General features: G+C 38.4%; 18 protein-coding genes. 8 read left to right on the forward strand and 10 right to left on the reverse strand.

Annotated features, from left to right (window positions below):
• Positions 1-4,012, forward strand: a 4,012-nt coding sequence (locus tag HRT50_RS02145) for a two-component regulator propeller domain-containing protein (protein ID WP_291610869.1), incomplete at its 5' end; no start/stop codon positions are given.
• Between the two features lie 305 nt (positions 4,013-4,317).
• Here the strand turns inward: HRT50_RS02145 and groL are convergent.
• The 3 genes from groL to HRT50_RS02160 all read right to left on the reverse strand — a co-directional run bounded on the left by groL (position 4,318) and on the right by HRT50_RS02160 (position 7,014).
• Positions 4,318-5,964 (reverse strand): chaperonin GroEL, encoded by a 1,647-nt coding sequence (gene groL / locus HRT50_RS02150; protein WP_291610871.1) that lies wholly within the window; start codon positions 5,962-5,964, stop codon positions 4,318-4,320.
• Between the two features lie 84 nt (positions 5,965-6,048).
• A complete protein-coding gene (locus tag HRT50_RS02155; protein ID WP_291610873.1) occupies positions 6,049-6,339 on the reverse strand; it encodes a co-chaperone GroES in 291 nt (96 codons plus the stop codon).
• 156 nt (positions 6,340-6,495) lie between these two features.
• A complete protein-coding gene (locus HRT50_RS02160) occupies positions 6,496-7,014 on the reverse strand; it encodes an FxsA family protein (RefSeq protein WP_291610875.1) in 519 nt (172 codons plus the stop codon).
• Between the two features lie 133 nt (positions 7,015-7,147).
• Here HRT50_RS02160 and cutA point away from each other — a divergent pair, with 133 nt between their 5' ends.
• Both cutA and HRT50_RS02170 read left to right on the forward strand, forming a co-directional pair.
• A complete protein-coding gene (gene cutA / locus HRT50_RS02165) occupies positions 7,148-7,459 on the forward strand; it encodes a divalent-cation tolerance protein CutA (protein ID WP_291610878.1) in 312 nt (103 codons plus the stop codon).
• A gap of 5 nt (positions 7,460-7,464) precedes the next feature.
• Positions 7,465-9,342, forward strand: coding sequence for a protein-disulfide reductase DsbD (locus HRT50_RS02170; protein ID WP_291610879.1), 1,878 nt, complete (start codon positions 7,465-7,467; stop codon positions 9,340-9,342).
• Between the two features lie 155 nt (positions 9,343-9,497).
• Here the strand turns inward: HRT50_RS02170 and HRT50_RS02175 are convergent, their stop codons facing one another.
• From HRT50_RS02175 to HRT50_RS02185, 3 genes are read right to left on the reverse strand one after another with little or no spacing between them, the layout of a single operon-like run.
• Entirely contained in the window at positions 9,498-11,969 is a 2,472-nt protein-coding gene (locus tag HRT50_RS02175; RefSeq protein ID WP_291610881.1) for an EAL domain-containing protein, read from the reverse strand.
• Positions 11,970-11,982: 13 nt separating this feature from the next.
• Positions 11,983-13,275: a hypothetical protein gene (locus HRT50_RS02180; RefSeq protein WP_291610884.1), complete on the reverse strand. Its 1,293-nt coding sequence runs from the start codon at positions 13,273-13,275 to the stop codon at positions 11,983-11,985.
• The gene (locus HRT50_RS02185; RefSeq protein ID WP_291610886.1) at positions 13,253-13,708 is read right to left on the reverse strand and encodes a hypothetical protein; all 456 of its coding nucleotides are present in this window, start codon (positions 13,706-13,708) and stop codon (positions 13,253-13,255) included. The genes HRT50_RS02180 and HRT50_RS02185 overlap by 23 nt, the downstream gene beginning before the upstream one ends.
• A gap of 327 nt (positions 13,709-14,035) precedes the next feature.
• Here HRT50_RS02185 and aroQ point away from each other — a divergent pair, with 327 nt between their 5' ends.
• The 4 genes from aroQ to HRT50_RS02205 all read left to right on the forward strand — a co-directional run bounded on the left by aroQ (position 14,036) and on the right by HRT50_RS02205 (position 17,021).
• On the forward strand, positions 14,036-14,506 hold the full coding sequence (aroQ, locus tag HRT50_RS02190) for a type II 3-dehydroquinate dehydratase (protein WP_291610888.1): 471 nt from the start codon (positions 14,036-14,038) through the stop codon (positions 14,504-14,506).
• 79 nt (positions 14,507-14,585) lie between these two features.
• Complete coding sequence (gene accB / locus HRT50_RS02195) at positions 14,586-15,029, forward strand: acetyl-CoA carboxylase biotin carboxyl carrier protein (protein ID WP_291610890.1); 444 nt, start codon at positions 14,586-14,588, stop codon at positions 15,027-15,029.
• 207 nt (positions 15,030-15,236) lie between these two features.
• Positions 15,237-16,583, forward strand: a complete 1,347-nt coding sequence (accC, locus tag HRT50_RS02200) for an acetyl-CoA carboxylase biotin carboxylase subunit (RefSeq protein WP_291610892.1) — start codon at positions 15,237-15,239, stop codon at positions 16,581-16,583.
• A 270-nt stretch (positions 16,584-16,853) separates the two neighbouring features.
• Positions 16,854-17,021 (forward strand): oxidoreductase-like domain-containing protein, encoded by a 168-nt coding sequence (locus HRT50_RS02205; protein WP_291610894.1) that lies wholly within the window; start codon positions 16,854-16,856, stop codon positions 17,019-17,021.
• A gap of 112 nt (positions 17,022-17,133) precedes the next feature.
• Here the strand turns inward: HRT50_RS02205 and HRT50_RS02210 are convergent, their stop codons facing one another.
• The 3 genes from HRT50_RS02210 to HRT50_RS02220 all read right to left on the reverse strand — a co-directional run bounded on the left by HRT50_RS02210 (position 17,134) and on the right by HRT50_RS02220 (position 24,925).
• Positions 17,134-20,298, reverse strand: a complete 3,165-nt coding sequence (locus tag HRT50_RS02210) for an efflux RND transporter permease subunit (RefSeq protein WP_291610896.1) — start codon at positions 20,296-20,298, stop codon at positions 17,134-17,136.
• A complete protein-coding gene (locus tag HRT50_RS02215; protein WP_291610898.1) occupies positions 20,291-23,623 on the reverse strand; it encodes an efflux RND transporter permease subunit in 3,333 nt (1,110 codons plus the stop codon). Before HRT50_RS02215 ends, HRT50_RS02210 begins: the two co-directional genes overlap by 8 nt.
• Positions 23,624-23,752: 129 nt before the next feature.
• Positions 23,753-24,925 carry an efflux RND transporter periplasmic adaptor subunit gene (locus tag HRT50_RS02220; protein ID WP_291610900.1) on the reverse strand — a complete coding sequence of 391 codons (1,173 nt, stop codon included), beginning with the start codon at positions 24,923-24,925 and terminating at the stop codon, positions 23,753-23,755.
• A 370-nt stretch (positions 24,926-25,295) separates the two neighbouring features.
• Between HRT50_RS02220 and HRT50_RS02225 the strand changes: the two genes are divergently transcribed.
• Complete coding sequence (locus tag HRT50_RS02225; protein ID WP_291610902.1) at positions 25,296-25,574, forward strand: hypothetical protein; 279 nt, start codon at positions 25,296-25,298, stop codon at positions 25,572-25,574.
• A gap of 84 nt (positions 25,575-25,658) precedes the next feature.
• Here the strand turns inward: HRT50_RS02225 and HRT50_RS02230 are convergent, their stop codons facing one another.
• A complete protein-coding gene (locus HRT50_RS02230; protein WP_291610904.1) occupies positions 25,659-26,318 on the reverse strand; it encodes a 3-oxoacid CoA-transferase subunit B in 660 nt (219 codons plus the stop codon).
• Positions 26,319-26,320: the final 2 nt, after the last annotated feature.

Genomic DNA, 26,320 nt, shown 5'->3' on the forward strand with positions numbered 1-26,320 from the left:
CAACGTTGAATTAGGCGAAGTAAACACCATTTCACAAGATAGTAAGGGGTTTTTATGGCTTGGCAGCAACAATGGTTTACATAAATATGATGGCTATGAGCTGAGGAGTTACCAGCATGAAAGAAATAATTTAAATAGCCTTGCCAATAATAGCGTTCTTAAAATCATACCTGATGATAATTATAACTTGTGGCTGGCGACCTTTGGAGGAGGGCTGAATAGACTAAATCTAAATAATGAAAATTTCACCCGCTTTAAGAGCACTACTGATAGTAGTAGTTTAAAAACAAATCGTTTATGGAATATTCATCCGGGTGGTGATAATAAAATATTAATATCTTCACATCGTGGCTTAGACATATTTAATACAAAAACCCTAATAAATCATCGAGTATCACATAAAAGTGAAATTCCGATTAACGTCGCTCAAGCGGGAGTTTGGTCAACATTCAAAGACTCAAATAATAGACTTTGGCTAGCTACATTAGGTCGAGGTGTTTACATCTATAACAATATTGATAAGTCTGTAAAACACATAAAACAGACAACTAATAATTCAGGATTAATTCATAATTTTGTTAGAACCATAACAGAAGACACCATGAACAATATCTGGATTGGTACAGATGATGGTATCAGCGTATATAATTCCCAGAAAAGTATATTTCACCATTACCAACATATTGCAGGTGACACCTCTACAATATCGGGCAATGCTATAAATGTTATTTTTCAAGATAGTTTAGGATTAATTTGGATTGGTACCTATGGCCAAGGGTTAAATATGTATAACCCTGATTCAGGAAAATTTACTCGTTTTAATAAAAGTAACTTCCCCCCTAATATTATTAATGATATTTTTGAAGATAGCAGTGGAAATTTATGGTTTGCAACAGAACAAGGTATCGTTCAATTAACCCCTTCAGCACGAAAATTTAGCCGATTCACCACCAATAAAGCAGATAGTTTAATCGTCTCTGCTATTTTTGAGTCAGCCCAAAAACACATTTGGTTAGGAACTAACTTTGGTGTATACAAGTTGGATATCAACCAAAACAAGTATCAACTTATCTTTCCCGACATCACCGACAGCCTATTTTTTAATGAAGATAAGCAAAAAAACATTTGGATTGCTAGTCAGAGTTCTGGCCTGCATAAAGTTACCCCCGATGGTTCTAGCATTCATACATTCTCAATAGCGTCAGGAGAGTTGCAAAGTGATTCGATCGCAAAAATAATATTTGATACTCAAAACAACTTGTGGGTCGCTCTTATTAAACAGCAAGCAGATAAGGGCGGTTTTGTACTGTTTGATCAACAAGAAGGCACTATAAAGAATTTCTTTGAAAAAGAGAATATAGTAGATATTTTAGAAGTTAACGATGATCATTTATTAGTTGCTACTAATGATTTTGGAGTTGCTCTATTTGATAAGACATCGAATAAATTATTCAAAATCACTAAAACGTCAAACAGTAATGTAAATGGAAACCAATTACAAACTACCGCCTTATTTAAAGATTCAAAGTCAAGAGTTTGGGTTACTACTGATGGTAATGGCTTATGGGAATATATCCAAAAATCCAAAATATTGATTTACCACCCCGAAGTAAAAATTGAATCTATTAGAGGAATAACCGAAAGTGCTGATAACGAGCTATGGCTTACCACTGCTAATAACTTAGTTTCTTATAAACCTGAAAACAATAAAATCAGAATATTTGATATTACTCATGGCTTACACAACACTAGCTTTACCAAGAGAACAGCCCTTATTAGCCATAATAAAAAAATATATTTAGGGACTACCGATGGTTTGATAGCATTTTCACCGAGGGAAATTAAGACTAACAATATTGCACCTAAAACAACAATTACCAGTTTAAAGATTCTTAATGAGCCAGTCATTATTAGCTCTGATAAACCAGGCATATTAAATAAAGCTATAGAAATTACTGACAAAATAGTACTTACACAGGAAGACTATTTATTTTCACTAAAATTCAGCTCTCTTAGTTTTATAGGTCAACACAAAGGGCAATACGCATACAAAATGGTGGGACTAGATAATGACTGGTTAACGACTAATGCAGCAAACCGAATTGCAACTTACACAACACTGCCTCATGGAGATTATGTCTTCAAAGTAAAAAGCAGTAATGCCGATGGCGTTTGGGACAATACTGGAGCATCAATTAAAATAAAAGTTCTCCCTACTTTTTGGCAAACCAAGCAAGCATATATTACTTATCTTTTATTAGTTCTCTTATTTATATACCTATATACACAGCTAAGAGTTAAATCAGTTGAAACTAAGGCTAAAAAATTAGAAGTTGCCATTCAACAAAGAACTTATGAATTAGAAGATAGCAATACTAAGTTAGAGTTGAAGAACAAAGTTATATTCGACTTACTAAACCAAAAAAGAAAAATATTTGCTAATGTTTCCCATGAATTTCGTACACCTTTAACTTTAATTTTAAACCCTATTGAAAACTTATTGTACGGTGAAGAAGATAAACAAAAGCAGAATGACTTTCTAAACATTAAAAGAAATGCTAATCGTCTGCTAAAAATGGTTGATCAATTACTTGATATTGCTTTATTAGAGTCAAATCAACAGCACCAATTGCAACACTACAACCTTGCTTACACCGTTTTATCTATCGTTGAAGCATTCAGATCCCTAGCTAACAAAAACAATATTCAAATAATAATAAAGAACTCCACTAATAAAGAAGTAGGGCTACTTTTACTTTCAGATTCATTAGAAAAGATATTAATGAATTTACTTTCCAATGCGATTAAGTATTCCAAAGACAATGGCGTTATAGAAGTAACCATTAGTACAGTAAATAGATTTGTTAAAATTGATATTTCAGATAACGGCTATGGCATTGCTGAAAAGGAGTTAGAGTATATTTTTGATAACTTTTATAGAGGCGATAATGTTGAGTACAATGGTATAACAGGTGCAGGCATTGGCTTATCCATAGTAAGAGAACTAGTGATACAAAATAATGGAGTAATTGAAGTAAACAGTACTATAAATAGGGGTAGCTCTTTTATTATTTCACTACCTGTAGCTTCTGATATAGAGCTGAAAGTACTTCCTGTAAAAAATATAAAGGATACAGACTACTTAAAGTTAGAAATAGAGTCCTTATCAACAAAGCCTATAATAGAGAAAAATCACTTAAACCATAACTCTCAATTAAGCAAAACTATCTTAATTATTGAAGATAATGTTGAAATGCGCAATTTACTAGTTAATTGCTTCAAAGAGGAGTTTAATTGTATTACAGCCCCACATGGGGCTTTAGGCATAGAGTTAGCAAACAAAGTAATTCCTGACTGTATTATTTGTGATGTAATGATGCCAATCTTAGATGGATATGAAGTTGCTAAAGAACTACGCAACAATGAAAACACAAGTCATATCCCTATCATAATGCTGACAGCTAAGGGTGATAACGAAAGTAGAATGCTGGGCTGGGATCAAAATGTTGATGACTATATAACTAAACCGTTTAGTGAAAAGGAGTTAAAAAAACGAATTAGTAACATTTTAGATATTCGGAATATTTTAAGAAAAAAATTTGGTGGTGCATTATCCTCATCAAGCATCACAGAAACAATCGATAAATTTAATTTCAATGAAAAAGATAAATCCTTTTTGACTAGGTTTGAAAAAATAATTTCAGAAAACTATCAACACTGTGACTTCAATAGAATACAAGCTTCCGAAAAAATGGCTTTGAACGAGCGCCAACTAAATAGAAAACTAGCGGCTCTTGTCGATTATAATTTTTCTGAGTATTTGAGAAAGTTTAGATTGAGACAAGCAATTAATTTATTCGGAAAAGGCTTACAAGTAGCAGAGATTGGTGATCAGATAGGATTCTCGTCAACAGCTTACTTTGGCGCTTGCTTTAAAGCCGAATACAGCAAAACTGTCAGGAAATTTGAACTCGAATTAATTAGTAAGAATATAGAGCCGACGGAGGTTTAGAAACAGTATAATATTTTATATGCTGGATAATTTGTTTAGTATAAGGAGCTTCATGACAACGTTTAGTTGTGTCTTATACGAGCTATAAAGCAACGAAGTTGTTGGCTACTGAATCAATTAAATAATAGCAAAAAAAAGCCCGCCGAAGCGAGCTTTCATTTACTTATTCAAGTATGTGCTATAAACAATAAAATGTTTTATGCGCAGGATAAACTGTTTAGTTCAAGGCGCTTTATGATGACGTTTAGTGTTTCTTAAACGAATCATAAAGCAACGATGAAATTAACAGTTTAGACAAGCATAAATTACATCATACCGCCCATGCCGCCCATACCACCCATGCCGCCCATATCAGGCATAGCAGCAGATGACTCTTGAGGAGCATCAGTAATCATAGCTTCAGTAGTTAGCATTAAACCAGCGATTGAAGCAGCAAACTGTAAGGCACTACGTGTTACTTTAGTTGGGTCCAAAATACCCATCTCGATCATATCACCGTAAGTACTGTTACCCGCATTGTAACCGAAGTTACCTGTACCATTACGTACTTCGTTAAGCACTACTGATGGTTCATCACCACAGTTAGCTACGATTTGACGAAGTGGCGCTTCCATAGCGCGGATAGCAACGTTAATACCGTGAGTTTGGTCTTCGTTAGCACCTTCTAAATCTTTAATCGCTATCGCAGCGCGAACTAAGGCAACACCACCACCGGCAACAACACCTTCTTCGACTGCAGCACGCGTTGCATGCAATGCATCTTCAACACGGAACTTCTTCTCTTTCATTTCCATTTCAGTAGCCGCGCCGATTTTAATTACCGCAACACCGCCAGCTAATTTAGCTAAGCGCTCTTGTAGTTTTTCTTTATCATAATCTGAAGATGAATCTTCAATTTGACCACGAATTTGGCTAACACGTGCTTTAATGTCGGCTTCTTCACCAATACCATCAATAATAATGGTGGTATCTTTAGAGATAACTACACGTTTAGCTTGACCTAAATCTTCTAACGTTGTTTTCTCAAGCTCCATACCGATTTCTTCAGAAATTACCGTACCGCCAGTTAAGGTGGCAACATCTTGCAACATAGCTTTACGACGGTCGCCAAAACCAGGCGCTTTAACCGCAGCAACTTTAACAATACCGCGCATGTTGTTAACTACTAAAGTAGCTAAGGCTTCGCCTTCAACATCTTCAGCAATAATTAATAATGGCTTACCTGATTTAGCAACGCCTTCAAGAGTCGTTAATAATTCACGAATGTTAGATACTTTCTTATCAACTAAAAGAATGAAAGGGTTTTCTAATTCAACACTGCCATTTTCTTGGTTGTTAATGAAATAAGGAGATAAATAACCACGGTCGAATTGCATACCTTCAACAACGTCTAATTCGTCAGTTAAGGCTTGACCTTCTTCAACCGTAATAACACCTTCAGTGCCAACTTTATCCATTGCAGTAGCAATGATTTGACCAACAGTTTCATCAGAGTTAGCAGAAATAGTACCTACTTGCTCAATCGCTTTATTGTCAGTTACTGGCGTAGAGTTGTCTTTCAATGCGGCAACAGCAGCGATAACGGCTTTGTCGATACCACGTTTAAGATCCATTGGATTCATACCGGCAGCAATAGACTTTAAACCTTCGCTAACAATGGCTTGAGCTAAAACAGTTGCAGTAGTTGTACCGTCACCCGCTTCGTCATTAGCTTTAGAAGCAACTTCTTTCAGCATTTGCGCGCCCATGTTCTCAAACTTGTCTTCAAGTTCAATTTCTTTAGCAACGGTAACACCATCTTTAGTGATTGTTGGACCACCGAAAGATTTATCAAGTACAACATTACGGCCTTTAGGACCAAGGGTTACTTTTACCGCGTCTGCCAATATATTTACACCACGTAGCATTTTTGCACGTGCGTCATTACCAAATAATACGTCTTTTGCAGCCATGTTATTTATTCCTATTTATATTACGGGGATGGAGCTAAACGAAGCTCAACATCAAATTAAAATTTAGTACTTAAAAAGAACAGATTATTCTACAATTGCTAAAATGTCGCTTTCTGAAAGGATTAAAACTTCGTCACCATCAATTTTTTCTGTTTTAACGCCGTAACCTTCAGAGAAGATCACTTGGTCACCAACTTTAACGTCTAAAGCACGTACTTCGCCGTTTTCTAATATACGACCATTACCTACAGCAATAACTTCACCACGTGTGGATTTTTCTGCAGCGCTGCCTGTTAATACAATACCGCCAGCTGATTTTGTTTCTGCATCTTTACGTTTTACGATTACACGATCGTGTAGTGGACGAATAGCCATTTGTTTTTCTCCAAAAAATGATTCTGTTGTATAAGGTAGTGATTAAATTAACGAACAAACATTTAACACTAATCGTTGTTGCTAATAGAAATGGGGATAAAAAAAGTCGACACAAGGTCAGCTTTAACTTATTTATACTCTTTGTTTATATTACATTTAGTCTTTACGCTTAAACTCACCTTCTAAAGTCTCACCTTGGTGATGTGAAAGTGGCTCATTGGCTGAAGCTCTCGACGAAGTAAATGCCTCGCTGGTAGTTTCATGCTGATAAATATTACCTTGAGCACTATTATGAAATGCCGCACCTGCGCCAAATTGATTAACCTTAATATGCTTTTGCACTTGATTAGCTATAGCAGTACGTACCGCGGGTACCAATAACGATAAGCCGAAAATATCAGTAACAAAACCGGGAGTGACTAATAAAACACCGGCCACTAATAGCATTAAACCGGTGACTATTTCCTCTGAAGGCATTTCACCTTGTGCCATTCTCGTTTGTACCGACTGTAAAGTTGCTAAGCCTTGTTGACGGACATATTTAGCCCCTAACCAAGCACTTAAAATAACGATAGCAATGGTTGGCCAAATGCCAAGTAAAGCGCCTACTTGCATAATCACCGTTATTTCGATGATAGGTATAATGATAAAAAGCACAAATAATAGTTGAAACATAATAATTCCTTATTTTCTATGAAACTTATATTGGGCTAAACAGGTCTTTTTCAAGGCTAGCTGATAGAACCCTAAGTTTTCCTTAATTCTCAGGGTATACTAGCAACAAGATTGCAGGAATTAGGTAACAAAAGTGTATCAATTAGTATTAACAACGTGCCCAGATGAAATCGTCGCCCAAAAAATTGCTCAACAATTGGTGACAGAGAAACTTGCTGCCTGCGTTAATATTATTCCTAACATCACCTCAGTATATTATTGGCAAGACGAATTACAATGCGATAGTGAAGTGCAATTGCTGATAAAAACAGATGAAAAAACCTTCGCAGCCTTAAATGAGCGAATTAACCAATTACACCCGTATGACGTGGTGGAAGTTATTGCCTTGAATATCCAGCAAGGTGATAAGCATTATTTAAACTGGATCACTAATTCTTTGAAGTAGACTGAATGAAAAATTTACTTTCTCTATGTTTGATTATATTAACAAGCTTTACTTTTCTTCCCGCTGTTGCGCAAGAAAAACAATCGATTTTTGATATATCTAGTACTAGCTTATTTAGCAACGATGATGAATTCTTAAAGGTAGACCAAGCATTCACCTTCAATTTTTATCAACAGAATAACCAATTAGAAGTTAGCTTCGATATTGCCCCTGGCTATTACCTTTACCGTCATCAATTTAAGTTTAAAGGTAACAACATCCTCTTCACTCCGGTTGAGTTACCTATAGGAATAGACCATGAGGATGAATTTTTTGGTATTCAGCAAGTATTTACTGAGCACCTAAGCTTCGTAATAAACCTCGAACAAGTATCAAGTGATGGCAGTATTAAAGTCACTTACCAAGGTTGTGCTGAAAAAGGCCTATGTTATCCACCAACAAGCCAGGTGGTCGAGTTAAGTAAGATAACGTCTGCTGGCAGTGCAGCAGTAAATTCGTCGTTATTTACCACAAATGACAATCGCTCAAATGATAATAACGCGAGTAATAATACTCAGCTAAGCCGAGGTGATGCTCAAAAAAGTGAGCAACATCAGCTTGCTGATATGCTTAAGCAAGAGAGTTTGTTATTAACCCTTATTGCTTTTTTTGTCGGTGGTTTATTGTTGTCATTCACCCCCTGTGTTTTCCCTATGTACCCAATTTTAACGGGGATAATTGTTGGCCAAAGTAAAAATGGCACACCATTAACTACTAAGAAAGCGTTTACCTTATCTTTTGTTTACGTGCAAGGTATGGCTGTTACTTACACCTTGCTCGGTATTGTCGTTGCTTTAGCAGGAGCCAAATTTCAAGCGGTATTTCAACACCCTATTGTACTGATCAGTTTAAGTGTTTTATTTATTTTCTTAGCCCTATCTATGTTTGGACTGTTTAATTTAGCCTTGCCTGCTAGCTGGCAAAACAAGCTCAATGCTATCAGTAACCAGCAAAAAGGTGGCTCATATGCAGGTGTATTAATGATGGGTGTTATCTCAGGGTTAGTCGCCTCACCTTGTACTACCGCACCATTAACAGGGGCATTGTTGTATATATCACAAACTGGCGATGTTGTTTTGGGCGCATCGGCTTTATATGCGTTAAGTTTAGGTATGGGTTTACCCTTGTTAGTACTGGGTAGTTCGGGCGGTAAGCTATTACCGAAAGCGGGCGCTTGGATGAATATAATTAAGAATATCTTTGGCTTACTATTGTTAGCCGTACCTATATTTTTACTCGAACGTTTTATCCCTGAAGTTGCTAGCCAAGCACTATGGGCATTATTGATATTAGCCAGTGCTAGCTATTTCTATGTCGCCAACCAAAACCATGCAGCAATACAAAAGAGTCAACAAGAAAAAGGCTTTTGGTTCGGCTTGCGCTCTTTGGTTATTTTCTTGATGTTATTTTTTGGCGCTAATATGACTTACCAATTAGTATTTCCAAACAGCAGCACTATTGCCAACAGTGCTCAGCATCCGAGTTTTAAACAAGTAACCTCTTTGACGCAACTACAAACCGAAGTGAAAAAGGCTAATGAGCAGGGTAAAACCGTGATGGTAGATTTGTACGCGGATTGGTGTATTGCGTGTAAAGAATTTGAAAAATATACCTTTGTTGATAGCCAAGTACAGCAAGCACTGAGCAATACTGTCTGGTTACAGATTGATATGACTGACTTTGACTCGCCTGATAATGCCGAGCTTGTTCAGCATTATACTATCTTAGGTTTGCCCTCAATTTTGTTTTTTGATTTACAAGGTAATGAATTAACCAAGCTGCGCACCACAGGCTTTGTAGGTGCTAATGAGTTTAGCGCCCATATTCAAACAATATTTAAATAGTTATGGTGGCGTTGCTTAGAGCGGCATATAGCAGAGAATAGAAAATTAACAGCAAGTAGTCAGCCTTAGCTTTGGCTGACTATTTAAAACGGATCACTTAAGACTGGCAGCCTAAGTCTAACTACTCAGAGCTAACATCTCAGAGTTCAGAGTAATTAGGCTGACTTGCCCCTAGATAAATCAATAGGAATTTCTTTAGGTACTTTCCAGAAACCTGCTGTCGTTTGCTTATCTAACATGACGAACAAGTCGGCTTCAGGTATCGGTTTAGAGTAATAGTAGCCTTGAATAATATCGCAATCATTTTCCGTCAAACTACGTAATTGCGCTTTAGTTTCAACCCCTTCAGCCACAACCATTAAGCCTAGGTTTTTCACCATGGCAATAGTTGAGGTAATAATTTGAAAATCAGAGTGATTTTCAAGCATACCAAAGATGAAACTCTTATCTATTTTAATAACATCCACCGGCATTTTCTTTAAGTAGGCTAGTGAAGAATAACCTGTACCGAAGTCGTCAATAGCAAAGCTAAAGCCAATCCTTTTTAAAGACTGCATCATGGCAATAGTATGATCCATATCTTTCACTAACGTTTGCTCGGTTAATTCTAACTCAAAAGTCTGCGCGCTAATGGAAAACTCTAGCAGTAGTTCTTTTAAGAAATGCGGTAAATTACTGTCAATAAACTGCCCCGCAGATAAGTTAATGGCAATGCGCACATCATCTAAACCATGTTTTTTAATGGCTACCGCAATCTCAAAGCAGCGTCGAATAATCCAATAACCGAGCTCAATCATGTGCTGCGAGTTTTCTAGAATAGGGATGAAGTCTTCAGGAGAGATCATACCGCGCTCAGGGTGTTGCCAGCGCAGCAGAGCTTCAAAACCATAGAGTTTTTTCGTTTTAGCACATATTTGTGGTTGCAGACTTAAGCTAAACTGCTGTTTGGCTAGCGCTTGTCTCACTTCACCTTCGAGCATAACTCGATGAGCAACACGTTGAAACATTTCTTGATGATAAACATGATATTGTCCGCCACCATTATCTTTTGCTTCATACATAGCGATATCGGCATGACTGATCAAATCATCCGACTTCTCAGTAGCCGATTCCGTATATGCTATGCCGATACTGGTCGATACATAAAAAATATTTGAGCCTAACTTAATCGGTTCTTTAAACTGCAGCAGTACCTTCTCAGCAACTTCAATGGCCTCATCAACATTTTTAAGGTGACTCAATACAATAACAAATTCATCACCACCAAAGCGAGTGGCTAGGTCTATATCACCAACACTAACACGAACACGCTCAGCCGCTTGAATAAGGAGTTTATCGCCAATATTGTGACCATTACTATCATTTACCTTTTTAAAGTCATCTAAATCGAGAAATAGTACTGCGACACCGCTTTTATGACGAGCAATATTGGCCAGTGATTTACGTAACTGATAGTTCAGCATATTTCTATTTGGCAGGCCGGTAAGTAAGTCATACATGGCGATATTTTCTAACTCTTTGGTCTTTTGCTCAACCACTAAGTTAAGTTGCTCTAGCTCAAAGCTAAGCTCTTGTGATGAGTGCGTTAATATATCCAACTCATCGGCAAACATTCTCGGTCTTTTTAAGTCAACCTGTCGAAATTCATCAAACTTTTTTTGCGCTAATAAAGGTAAGGCATTAGAGAGCAATAATAGTCGCTTGGTAAACGGGCTAGAGATAAAATAAACAAAGGCTGCTAACAAACTAAAGATAAGGCTTAGCGACAAAATAAAGCGTAGCTGATAAGCATCATTCTTAGCTTTAAATGCCGAAACATCATCAATTAACACGAGATAAAAGCCCTGATCTTCCTGTATTACTAGTTCGAGTAAATTAAGTAAGTAACTATTATTATCAATCTCAAGGTGCAAGCCCTGCTCTAGGATAGTATTTAAGGTTGAGTCGGACTTACCTAAGGTAAGCAGGGATTCCGTTAGGGTCATATTCGACGCTGAAATAACTTTTGCATTGGCAGTATTAATTTCATTATTAGCCGGATTAGCTATACGAATAACAGCCACATCTCTATCTAAAGTGGTTTTAAGAGCAAACAGCATATCCACTAATGAAGTGCTCATAGTGACAACAACCATATCACCATTTTTATTCAGTAAAGGTAAACTCAATAATAATTGACAGCTTTGAGGGCAATAAATTCTATGTTTAGGCTCTTGCTGTTTGAACACTTGGGCAATGTTATCCTGCACAGCTTGAGGGAAGTCTTTAGTTGAAAACAAGATATTTTGATTGTCATCAACCAGCCAAATATCCTCTACGTTGAGGTGCAATTGTAATGCGTCATATTGCTTTTCAAGCTGCTTGGTTAGGTTGGAGAAGTCATCATGCTCTGATAATTGGATTAGATCGGTAAAGGATTCTAACCAAACCGTTAATTTGGTACGTAATATATTATTGTGCAAATTGACTTGCAGCTGACCTTGCACGGTATTATTTTGCTGAAACTCTTGGTAGTCTTGCTGTAAACGCCAATATGACAGCGAAGAAAAACCCACCGCTAAAAAGAGTAAGGTTGATACAATCAGTATCATCAGTTTGGTTGGAACACCGATAAATTTTTTATTCATTAAAGTACTACTTCTAGAACCAATACATCAATTGTACGGCCCACATTTGCCAATCTTCGGAATTATTAATTTCAGGGTTAGGAGCTACAACAGGAGTTAACCTACCAGCACCTCTTACCCAATGATATTCAGCCCGAATACTAAAGTTACTGGTAAAATCATAATTAACACCTAAGGTGATATCTTTATGAAAACCAAAATAATATGGAATAGCTCCTCCTGTACTTTCTTCCAATTCTTTGCCGTCTTTATCATCTTTATCTAGATAGAAGTCTTCATATCTCGCTAAGAAAGTTAATTTTTGCGTTAACTTATAGCGTGATTGTAAATAAAAACCTTGGCCAATATTATCGAGTTTAAAAGCCGGAAAATAAAAACCATCGATGGTAAATCGCTGTTGATATATCTCACCACTGAACTCCCATTTTTCACCTTCATAGATGGCATTCATGGTATAAAACTGAAAGGTAAAGCCACTATCATAAAAAAAGTCACCCTTAGCTGGACCGGCACTGTCATAGGTAAAGCCTGCATCAAGCAGTGACACACCAAAACGCCACGGAGAAAACGCCGGTTGCCAATATAAACTTGCTTGGCTATCGTAATCTTGCTCGGCACTACCTTGAGCATACTCACTCAATATATTCTTGGTCTGCTCATCGGAAATAGGCGATGAACCATAGCTAAGTTGAAAATCAAAATTACCATATTCATCGGTACTGTGACTTAATTTCGCCGCGATACCATCACTTCCCACGGCAATATCTCTAAAGCCATCAAAATAAACAGATTGCGGCAGAATAATACTGGGTCTAGCAAAGGGGATATCTCTAGAACTTGAATAAAGCCAATGATTATTTTTAAAGCGGCCTAAATAAATATTGGCTTGCCAATGTTCATCAGTAAACGCTGACCAGTCTAACAGTGCATAATCTACTCGGGCACCTTGTGCATAACGATTACCACCGTCTAAATAAACCACCTGACCAGCCAAACGAAACTTATTTGTTAATTGATATGAGACATTGAGGCCAATTTCGGTTAATTCCGTCGAAAGTTCACCGTCATCATTAACAAAATCACTGCCGTTTACGTCAATAATGCCCTGTGAAATAAAGCCATGCAGTTGAAAGTCTTGCGAGTTAGTATAAGTTTTCCCCTCCTCTGCTTGTGCTTTAGTGGCAATACATGCGACCAATAAAAAAGTGCACAACAGTGTTCGGGAAAAAAAGCTTCGAGAACAATACAAAATATTAACTCTGCTAGCTATTGCTACTGCAGCATTAGTCTTTAATTTTGACAACATTTACTACTCCTTGACTGCTAACCTTCGACTCTTCATCCATATGAAGTGGCTCTTGACTCCGAGAGTCATTATTACTTTGCCTTAATAGCACTAACGTTGCTTCACCTATATATCCAATAGCGCCAGGGGTATTCGTTACTGCTTGGATAAGTTCTTGTTCAGATTTTACAATTGTCGGTGCTACCCCTAAACCTGAATAAGTTAATTTATGCCAGATACGATTGAGTTGATAAGGGAATATTTGCAAACGCTCTTTGGCAAAGCGTTGGTGAAGTTCATGCTGACTTGGTAAAACAAATACGGTAATAGCATGGTTATCACTCCAACGTAATTGACGCATAGTATAAATACGTCGCAGCTGTGATTTAGTTAAGCTACTTTGAGTAACTTGTGGGTGGGTGACTACTTCAATAGCGGCAACTTGTCGGGTCACAAGGCACGCTAGCATAAGCACAATAGCCAGAAAATAGTGTTTAATAAGGAAGCCCTATAATAAAGCTGAAAAAATATAAAAAATACGTTTAAAATCAATACAATAATAACTACAACTAGCTAATGATAGCCCAAATTAGTAGAAAATCAAACACCTAGCTTGCCCCTAAAGAGGTTTGACCAGTACTTTGCTGCTATATTCTGCGAAAACATGGCTATTATCGCCAATAACAAAATAATAGTAAAAAAGCATTTTTTTTAGTTCACAGTACAGCTATTTTGTGTAATTATTAGCACCAATGATTTTTTAATGGTGTTTTAGCAGAAGATGAGCACAAAGTTTACAGTTTTAGTGTTAAATGGCCCCAATTTAAATATGCTGGGCAAGCGAGAGCCTGCTATATACGGTAAGCAAAGCTTATCTGACATTATTGCTGAGCTCAGCTTGCAAGCTGCTGACAAGCATATTGAGTTAAAGCATCTACAAAGTAATGCTGAGCACAAATTAATCGATGCGATTCAACAAGGCTTTCAACAGGTAGATTTTATCATCATCAACCCTGCTGCATACACTCATACCAGTGTCGCTATAAGAGATGCTCTACTTGCTGTTGCCATACCTTTTATCGAAGTACATTTATCAAATGTGCATGCCCGTGAAGCTTTTAGAAAGCACTCTTATTTATCTGATATCGCCGTAGGCGTTATTTGCGGTTTTGGTGCGCAAGGTTATAGCTTTGCCCTAGAAGCGGCTAATGCTCACTTAAACAAGGCGCAAGCGAGCAATAAGAATCAATAACAAAACGTAACGGTTAATGATTGATTATTAACCTACATTGAAAAATATTAATTTTAGTAACCCAAATTAAGGTGTTCCCATGGATATTCGTAAAATCAAAAAACTTATCGAGCTAGTTGAAGAGTCAGGTATCAACGAACTAGAGATCTCTGAAGGTGAAGAATCAGTACGCATTTGTCGTGGCGCTACTGTCGTTGCTGCAGCCCCTGCTGCAGTTGCAGCCCCTGTTGCTGCCCCACTTGCTGCTGTTGCCGCTGCCCCAGCTGAAGCCGCTGCCCCAGTAATTACGGGTCATATCGTGCGTTCTCCTATGGTTGGTACTTACTACGCATCAGCTTCACCTGATTCGCCAGCATTTGCTGAAGTAGGTAAACATGTAAATGCTGGTGATACTTTATGTATTGTTGAAGCAATGAAAATGATGAACCAAATTGAAGCAGACAAGTCTGGCGTAATTAAAGAAATCTTAGCGCAAAATGAAGATGCTATTGAATTTGACCAACCGCTATTCATCATTGAATAAACCCATTTATCTAATACCTGTTTCATTAATTAAGTGATCTATTTTATACGTAGGAAAAAGTACCAAATACAAGGCTTTTATTTTAATACTAGTTGTTCTAATTATTAAATAAATAACGAAGTAGTTGGTGATTTTAACAAGTATAAATGATCATATAGTTAGTGAGATTGGTATAAAACAAAAGATTTCAAACATAAGGGTTATTCCATGTTAGAGAAAGTTGTTATCGCCAATCGTGGCGAAATTGCCTTAAGAATATTGCGCGCTTGTAAAGAGCTTGGTATCAAAACTGTCGCTGTTCATTCAACGGCTGATAAAAACCTTAAACACGTTTTATTAGCGGATGAAACCATTTGTATTGGTAAAGCACCTGCACCTGATAGCTATCTTAATATACCGGCAATCATTACCGCAGCAGAAGTAACCAATGCTGTTGCTATTCATCCCGGTTATGGCTTTTTAGCAGAAAATGCTGATTTTGCTGAACAAGTTGAAAATTCTGGTTTTGCCTTTATCGGTCCAAAAGCAGAAAGCATCCGTATCATGGGTGATAAAGTTCAAGCTATCAAAGCAATGAAAATTGCCGGTGTGCCCTGTGTACCTGGCTCTGACGGTCCATTGACTGAAGATGAAGCAGCAAACAAAGCCCATGCTAAACGTATCGGTTACCCAGTAATCATTAAAGCAGCTGGTGGTGGTGGTGGTCGCGGTATGCGCGTAGTGCGCAGTGAAGAAGAATTGGTTGAGTCTATTGCCTTAACCAAAAAAGAAGCCGGTACTATTTTCAAAAATGACATGGTTTACATGGAAAAATTCCTTGAAAATCCACGTCATGTTGAAATTCAAATAATGGCTGACGGCAAAGGCGCTGCAATTCATTTAGGTGAACGTGATTGTTCAATGCAACGTCGTCATCAAAAAGTAGTAGAGGAAGCTCCTGCACCAGGTATTACCCCTGAAATGCGCGCTAAAATCGGTGAGCGTTGTTGTAAAGCTTGTATTGACATTAACTACCGCGGCGCGGGTACTTTTGAATTCTTGTATGAAAATGGTGAATTCTACTTCATTGAAATGAATACACGTATTCAGGTTGAGCATCCTGTTACTGAAATGATCACCGGTGTAGATTTGATCAAAGAGCAACTACGTGTTGCTGCTGGACAACCGTTATCATATACCCAAGACGATATTAAAATTTCAGGTCACTCAATTGAGTGTCGTATTAATGCTGAAGACCCTCGTACTTTTATCCCATCTCCGGGTAAAATCACCCGTTTCCACCCACCAGGTGGTTTAGGTGTACGTTGGGATTCTCATATTTATGCCGGTTATTCTGTGCCGCCACATTACGACTCTATGATTGGTAAGCTGATCACTTGGGGTGATAACCGTGATGTTGCAATTGCACGTATGCGTAATGCCTTAGCAGAATTAGTGATTGATGGCATAAAAACCAACATTACTTTACATCAAGATATTTTAAGTGATCAAGGTTTTGTCAATGGTGGTGCTAACATTCATTACTTAGAGCACAAGTTAGCTGAGCTAGATTAGTTTTTGTTAGCAACTAACATTGCTCACTCCTAGACATCATGTCTGTGTGAGCTAGCAGAATACGGCTTTGCTCACTCCTAGACTCCTTGTCTTTGTGAGCTAACAGAATACGGCTTTGCTCACTCCTAGACTCCATGTCTTTTTGAGCTACCGTACATCCTGTACATAATTTTAAAAGCCCTGCAATTGCAGGGCTTTTTTGTTATTCTAGCCTTAATAATCTAAGTACATTTTAGAAAATATTTCATTTATTTTGAGTTAAAAAAGCTTATGTCCAATTCCCATGAAAAACCCCTAGCGCCTGCCGATGACGATTGTTGTGGTGGCGGCGCCTGTAATCCCTGTGTATGGGATGGCTATTACCTTGAATTACAAACGTGGCGTATAGAAGAAGCAAAACGCAGGGAACAAGCTGAAGCAGAGAAAAACTCAGAATAAGTCATTATTAAAAATCAATAAAAAAGCCAGTAATGCTTTAGCTTTACTGGCTTTTTATTATGCTAAATTAGAATACTGAATACTTACCCTAGAAGGTATTTATAATTATTCATTACACCTTGGCAATACGCTTAGCAAAGCTATTGGCATTATTAAAGCCAATACTTGAGTTTCTCGCCAACCGACTAAACATCAAGTAACACCAAGGAACTAGGTATAAACTGGTCACTGTTGAGAAGGTTAAACCGCCAATAATTGCCATAGCCAAAGGCGCGTAAGACGGGCCATCTCCGCCGATTTGTGTTGAGCCTAGGGCAAGTGGCACCATACCTAATACTGTCGTTGCCACCGTCATTAACACTGGGCGCAGTCGAGTAATACAAATATCGGCAATCACTGTTTCCAATTCATCAATTTTTGGCGACATCTGATTTATTTGATCTATGAGCACAATACCATTATTGACCACTATGCCCATTAATATCAAAATGCCAATCATACCCATCACCGACATACTGCTATCGGTAAGCAGGAAGAACCAGAAGACACCGACAATTGAATATAAAATAGAGCTAATAATAGCCGCTGGTAATAATAACGACTCAAATAAAGCTGCCATCACGATGTAAATCATAGCTAAAGCTAACAGCATATTCACCAGCATAATATTTTCCTCTTGTTGCTGACGATTAAAACCACGCCCCAACTTCCAGGTGTAACCCACAGGTAAATTCAAGGTATCCATGGCCTGTTCAATACGCTCTTGTGCTTGCTCCATGGTGATGTCATTCAAGTTTGCCCCTATGGTCAATGCAGTTTGTCGCTCTTCACGATAAATTGCCGATAGCCTTGGCTGAACCTTAAATTGAGCAACACTTTCTAAACTAATAGTTTGGCCATCAATTTCGGTAATAGGCAATTTTTTCAATTCATTTAACGAGTACTTAAGGCGTTCATCATAAAGTAGACGAATATTTACTTCGCCATTGGGATCATGACGAAAACTACGCAGTTCAAGTCCGCGCAATGCTGTACCTACTATTTGCGCCACTTGCCGAGAATCAAGCCCCAATTGATTCGCTTTAAATCGGTCTATTACCACCACCATTTCTTTTTGATGTTGTGAGACATCACTTTTTACATCCGTTAAACCGTCAACATGGGCAAGTACCGGTACGATTTGCTCAGAAAGTTTCATCAACATTTCAGTTGAGGCACCCAACAAGGTAACGCTGACACCACCAGCTTTAGCACTCTGCCAACCAAAATCGGGTTTAGCCTCAGAAAATACCGGCATATTTTTTCGGATACGCTCTTTCAATTCATTCATTGAAATATCGCGACTTTCTTTCAACAATAAAGTCGAAGAGGCACGTTCACCACTGTAATAACTGTAAACAGACTCAATATAGAACTCTTCTTTATGTTTATATAAATATTCTTCCATGCGATTTACCATAGCTTCGACATGCTCAAGTGGAAACTGACCTTCGACGTGGTAGCGCATAAACAAACGAGTACCGTCTTGATTGTCATTATTGTCTGAAGTAATCACGCCCATAGGGATTGCCGTACTGGCTAAAATCAACAATGCACAAAAGCCAGTAATTTTAGGATGTGCTAACACCCATGACAGGCTTTTTTTGTAGCGCATACTGCCTTTGTTACCTGCTGCACTGTCCTCTTGATTAGGCAATGAGTTATACGATGGATTAGACGATGTGTTAGTCGATTTATTTGCCAGTTTTTTTATTGTTGCCTTGCTAGGTTTTGCTGCCAGACTTTCTAGTGGCATCTTACTTAACAGCAAGGGTAATAAGGTTTTGGCAATTAATAATGATGCCGCTAATGATATACAGATGGCGATAGCTACATGTTCCAAGAAAACCGTCAACTGTACTTTTTCGCCAATGATATTGGGCAAAAATACTATCATAGTGGTTAGTGTACCCGTCATTACCGCTAACGAGACTTTATCAACACCGCGTAATATATTGTCAATTTTTTCTTGTTTAGTACTTGCTGGATTATTTCGGTGCTCCGCAGCGATAGACTCGGTGATAACCACAGAATTATCAACCAGCATACCGACCGCTAATAATAGCCCCATCATTGATAGAATATTGAGTGTGTAACCTAAAAAGTACATCACAGCTAAGGTTATACAAATTGAAAAAGGCACGGAAGCAACCACTAAAATAGTGGCGGTAGTGTTGCGCAGAAATAGAAATAACACAATAAATGACAATGTGGCGCCAATGCCACCGGCCATCAATAAATCAGACAAAGAATCGGTTACCCCTTTCGCCTGGTCCTCCATCATAAAAATATTGATGCCATTAAACTGAGGGCTATTAGATATTTCATCAACGGCACTCACCACTCGGCCGGCAACATCAACTAAATTAGCGCTAGACTCTTTAAAAATATTAACACCTATAGCGTAACTTCTATCTAAATGTCGACCGTCGATTCTTTCTGGCTGCTCAAATAATACTTGGGCAACATCACCAAGATAAACATTCTTTTTAACCATCAGTTCTCTAATATCATTTAGCTCGGTAAATTCACCTTTAGGGCTAATGCGAATAGTGTTGGTTGCTGACTTTAATGAGCCGGCATTAATAGTAAAGTTATGCGCCTGTAGCACTTTAGTTAACTCGCGCACATCAACATTGTGACTTGCCATACGGTCACTTATTAAGCGAATAGAAATTTGTCGTTGATCTACGCCATAAAGCTCAACTTTTGAAACCCCTGACATGCGCTCAAGTGGCTTTTTCAAATAATTATTAAGCAGTTGAAAGCTATTTTGTAATTCACGTTCACTGGAAATACGTAAGGTTAAAATAGGCATATCTGCGGTAGAAAATTGATAGACAAACACCCGCTGTAAATCTTCCGGTAATAAATGCCGCACCGCATCAATTTTTTCCCGCGCTTCTATCGCTTTGCCCGTTAGGCTACTTTCCCATGCAACTTCAATACTTATTTCTGCGCCATGCTCTGTTGAGCGAGAACTGAGTCGCTGTATTCCTCCCATAGTTGCCAGTGCTTCTTCAAGGGGTTTGGTTACTAAACGCTCTACTTCTGCTGGCGTTGATGCTTGATATGGCGCACTGATCATCATTTCAGGAATGTCTATACCTGGCCATTTCTCCAGCGGCAGTAACTGAGTCGCAGCCATGCCCATCATCAACATAGTGAGACAAAGCATAAAGGTGGTTACTGGCTTCTTAATAGCCAGTGCCGTTAAGTTAAACTTGCTATTAGACATTTTGAGGCTCCACTAATGGGTTTATTCCAGGTGCATTATTACCTGCAACCGTCTCAACGCCTTCAGCAAACTTCTTATTATCGAATAACTGATACAGCACAGGTAAAACCACTAAGGTTAATAACGTTGAGCAAAGTAAACCACTGATAACGGTAATCGCCATTGGGGTTCTAAGTTCAGAGCCCTCCCCCATACCTAAGGCCATAGGAAGCAGACCAAGGGCCGTGGTCAATGTTGTCATTATAATAGGACGTAAGCGAGACTCAGCAGCCTGCTTTATCGAGCTAATTTTATCCAAACCTTGTTCGCGTAGTTGGTTAATCCTATCCAACAAGACAATGGCATTATTAACGACAATACCCGCTAACATGATCAAACCAGTAAAGACGATGACACTGATATTGCTGCCAAAGAAATATAAGCCATAAATAGAGCCAACAGCTGCTAACGGTACACTGAACAAGATTAATAATGGCTGTAATAACGATTCAAACTGAGACGCCATTACCAAGTAAACTAAAAATACTGCCAAAGTTAATGCCATCAGCATAGAGGTAAATGACTGTTGCATTTCTTCACTTTGACCACCAAAAGTTGGTATGACAGTTAGCGGCAGTTTTAGTTTTTTTATTAACTCATTTGCGCGGGCTAAGGCACTATTTTGATCGCCCATAGCAATATTTGCGCTAATAACGGCAACACGTTGTTGATTAATTCGATTAATTTGCGCGGGGCCAACTGTCTCGACAATATTACTGATACTTTCTAGGGTGATAGGGAAATCATCATTCGGGTTAACAACCAGCTCTCTTAAATCACCAATTGAGTCACGTTGCTTTTTATCGCTACGCACTAATATATCTATCTTGCGATCAAGTAAGGTATATTTACTGGCTATATTACCGCCGATTTTAACCGCGACAAGTCTGGCGATATCAGGGGAGTTTAAACCTAGCTGGGCAATTTTCTTCTGGTTAAAATGTATGGCTAACTCAGGCTGACCTTGACGTTGGCTATTCGCTACGTCGACAAACTGTGGGTCTTGCTGCATCAATTTTGTTAAACGTTTGCTGTAGCTTGATAACAAGTCCAGATCATAACTTGCCAATTCAATACTAATTGGTTTACTAAAAGTAAACAGCTCGGGTTGATTTAATTGCGTGGTCGCGCCAACAAGCTTTTGGGTATATTGACGAATATCAGCCATCACTTGCGCTTCATTTTGGCTGTCATGTAGCATAATTTGCAACCTAGCCTGATGTTCTCCACCTTTATCAGCATTACTGGTCATCAAGCTACCGCGCCCGGTTAATGAGTAGGTACTTTTAATACGTTTATCTTGTTGTAATTGTTGAGCTATTTTATTGATGGTGCGGTCGGTTACGGCCAGTGGTGTACCCGGAGCAAGTTCAAGTTCAAGGTAAAATTCTCCTTGTGCCAACGGCGGTAATAATTCCACGCCAATTTTAGGCAAGATGAAAAGTGCAGAGGCAGCAAAGGTCAAGCTTATCAATAATGTAGCAACGCCATGTTTCAAGGCAAACGTTAACGATTTACTATAGAAGGAAGCGAACTTATCAAAGATAAAGTTAAAGCCGGCAGTGAGTGGCTTCATCACCAAGGAAGCAACCTTATTCACGCCATGAAAAGCCAACAGCACAATACGGGTAATCAACATTGGCAACCAAATAAAGACCAGCTTAAGTGGCAAGGTTAAAATAAAGGTGATTTTTTTGTACCAAACCAGCGCTTTAAAACCAGATTTACCGTCATCAATAGCAGTATTAATTGGGGTACTGTTTTTGGCAATATTACCAGCATTGCTACTTGCTTCGCTTTCGTCTAGCTCTTGAGAGGCCTGCCTTGAAGCTAACATAGGAATCAATGTTAAGGCGACAATTAATGAGGCAATTAGGGCAAAGGCAACTGTCATTGCTTGATCGGCAAAGAGTTGCCCGGCAACACCTTCGACAAAAATTAACGGCACAAAAACAGCCAGCGTCGTTAATGTCGAGGCTATAATTGCGCCACTCACTTCTTTAGTACCTTTTCTAGCAGCTTCAACAGCACTCAAACCCTGCTCTTTATAACGGGCAATATTTTCCAGCACCACGATGGCATTATCAACCAATAAGCCCGTTGCTAAGGCAATACCGCCAAGAGACATAATATTAAGACTGATGCCATTGCCGTACATCATGTTAAAGGTAGCAATAACAGAGACCGGGATTGACAGTGAAATAATGAGTGTTGGTATTATCGAGCGTAAAAACAGATATAAGATTAACATAGCCAGCAAGCCACCAATTAACGCCGCTGATTTCACTTCGCTAATGGCATTAGAAATAAAGGTTGATTGATCATAGACCACAGTTAATTGATAACGATCGCCTAATGATTTATTGATAGCGTCGAGTTTATTATTGATTAATTTAGCCACTTGTACCGTATTAGCGTCACCTTCTTTATAGATGGCTAACTCAACCGCTTCAACAGCATTAATACGAGTAACATCGGTACGTTCTTTGTAACCATCAACTATGGTGGCAATATCGTTTAGGGTGATAATTTGTCCATTTTCACGATAAACCACCAACTCACCAATTTGACGGATATCGGTAAATTGATTCAGCGTGCGTACTAGGTATTGGGTATTACCCTCAATTAATTTACCTGCTGAAATATTTATATTCTCGGCATTAATTCTATTAATTATCTCTTGGCTACTTAAGTTAAGCTGCGCCAATTTGTGTTGATCAATAATCACTTGATATTCTTGCTCTAGACCACCACCTAATTTTACCGACGCCACCCCAAGCAGTGACTCTAATTGTCGTTTAACATCATATTCGGCATAGGTTCTTAGCTTGGTTAAGCCAGCCACTGAATTATCTGAGGTTTGTAAACCCAAACGAATAATGGGATCTAAAGACGGGTTAAACTTTAAAATCAGTGGCTTTTGCACATCAAGAGGTAAACTAATAAGGTCGAGTTTTTCTCTGACTTCTAAGCTGGTGATATCCATAGCAACATCCCACTCAAACTCAAGCAATACGTCTGACTGGCCTGCTTTAGAGACTGAACTTATTTTCCGTAAGCCTTTTACCACACCGACAGCTTCTTCAATGGGTTTGGTAATTAACTGCTCAATTTCTGCCGGAGCAGCGCCGGTATAGTTACTTCGCACGGTCAACGTTGGGTATGACAGATCAGGTAATAGATTAACCGCCAGACGAGATAAACCCACTAAACCAAAAAGCATTACCGCAAAAGTAAACATCCACACCGTGACCGGACGTTTTATTGCTACATCAACAATACTCATGATAAGGCTCCAATGGTATTTACACTACTGATCAGTAATGCAGTAAAAATTAAACATAGGGTGGCTATTTGATGTTTAGCAGCCACAAAAAACAGTCTATCAATCAAAATATTCATCCTCTTTGACTCTCTATTTAGTGGTTTTTGCTATAGCAGTATCAGTATCAGTTAGTGCTTCATCCTCGAGAGCATCATCATCACTGGCTTTGGCATTTAAAATTTCCACCAAGGCATTGGCTTTAAGATTATGGTGGCCATTGACAACAACAATGTCACCTTCATCTAACTCGCCGCTTATTTCAGTAAGTTGCTCTTGTACAAAACCTTTATTGATTAACACTTCTACCGCTTTATTATTTTTTACTAAGTAAATTTTACTTATGTTATCAAGGGTAATGATGGCATCTGTTGGAATGGTTAAGGTGTCTTGGTGGGTATCAAAAGTAAGCGCTATTTGTGCAAACATACCAGGCTTTAACTGCAGTTCGTCATTACCTAGGGATAAAATCACTTTGAAGGTACCACTGCGACTGTCGATTACTGGCGAGATTGAACGTACCTGTGCAACAAATTTCTTACCTTGACGGGCACTGAACTGTAATACCGCCTGTTGTCCTAATTGAACATAACTCAGCTTATGCTCAGGTAAATAAACCACTGCTTGCAAGCTTGATTGATCAACTATATGAAATAGCTTTTGGTAACCTTGGGTAAAGTGACCTGTTTTAATAAAGCGTTCAGAGATGTAACCCGAAATTGGTGCAACAACTTGGCTATCCTTTAAGTCTAACGCGGCCAACTCTTTTGCAGCGACAGCTGCGCGATGTTGATATTTCAACTTATCTGATGCTTGTGCACTGACGAGTTGCTTTTCAGCCATTAAAGATAAACGCTTTAATTCCTGCTCAAAACCCGCTAATTCGGCTTCCGCTTTATCGAGTGCTAATTGATAACGTCTGGCATCAACTTTAGCAAGCAGTTGACCTTTTTCGACAAAATCACCTTCTTCAACAGTTAGCTCTTCAATAATGCCAGTAACACGAGTGATAATCTCCGCTTCATTACGTGACTCTAAAGTCGCTGTGGTATGGAAGTTTGATGAAATGTCTTTTCGTTCGATACTTGCCACCATCACTGGTATAGCAAACTCTGCAACTTCCTGCTTATCTTCTTTCGCTTCTGGCTCTGAACAAGCAGTTAAAAAGACAGTGGTAAGTAGCATAGAAGAAAGTAGCAATTTTTTTGAAATTATTGTTTTTGAAGCTAATGTTTTTGCAAATAGTGTTTTAGAAAAAGTAAGCATGGGTATTTCCGTATTTTTAATATTGCATTAAAAATAGCACAGGCTATGCCACTTAATCATTTTCCATATGTAACAGTAAGTTACACTTAATTACATAGGTGACTCTGGATAAAACTGGTTAAATTAACTAATAAGTTAGTGTTTTTCATACTTATTTTTGTCAAATTAACTAATTGATAAGTATTTAAGCCCTTAGCCTAAATAAATTAGTAAACATATGAAAAAGGTAACAAATTTTTTATTTATTTTAACTGCACTGATGAGCAAAATAGACTGTACAAAAAACAACATCAGCCCAACAATTCTCAACAGTGTCACCGGTTATAATTGGTTATTATCTCACCACTAGCTAAAGAGTGAGGTAATAATCATGCTAAATAACTTAATACAGAGCAATGAATCAAGGTCTATCAATGCTTTTTTAACCGATAATAGGCAGCAGAGCTACGATCAAGACACCTTATGGGACAAACTTAACCTTAGCCAACAATATGCGGTGTGTAGCTTAGGACAATTTGGTTACCTACTCACCTATGTCCGTACCTATGGTGATACTACTCTGGCAATACTCAAGCAAAATGACAAAATCGCCACTATCAACGAAGCGGGTGTTATCAATATTAATCCAGCTATCGTTTGTCGTCAGTAATACTAATTACTTCATATTTTCTTCGTAAAAGACCAAAATAAAAAGGCGAACACATGTTCGCCTTTTCGCTATAGAAAACGGCTATCAGCTAAATTTCATCTCAGGTATTTCGCCTTCAATCACCAGCTCACCTTGAGTTAACTCGATGATTTCTGCCACCGACACGCCTGGTGCCCGTTCAAGCAAATGAAACTTGCCCGCTTTTATCTCAATAAAGGCTAAATCCGTTAATACTTTTTTGATACAGCCTTTACCTGTTAACGGTAAAGTACAATTACTGAGTAATTTAGACTCACCATGTTTTGAAGCGTGGGTCATAGTGACGATAATATTGTCAGCGCCAGCCACTAAATCCATAGCGCCGCCCATGCCTTTGATGAGCTTTCCTGGGATCATATAAGAAGCAATGTTGCCATTAACATCCACTTCAAAGGCACCTAATACAGTTAAATCAACATGGCCTCCACGTATCATGGCAAATGATTCGGCGGAATCAAAAATTGACGCGCCAGCAGCCATAGTTACCGTTTGTTTACCGGCATTGATTAAATCGGCATCGACTTCGTCCTCTGTTGGAAAAGCGCCCATACCCAATAAACCATTTTCAGATTGCAGCATCACCTCTATGTCTTTAGGAATAAAGTTTGCCACCAATGTTGGTATGCCGATACCTAAGTTTACGTAAAAGCCATCTTGTAATTCTTGTGCGACACGCTGTGCGATTTGATCTCTTGATAAAGCCATGA

It is taken from the genome of Colwellia sp. (assembly GCF_013215345.1).
Classification (GTDB): Bacteria; Pseudomonadota; Gammaproteobacteria; order Enterobacterales; family Alteromonadaceae; genus Colwellia.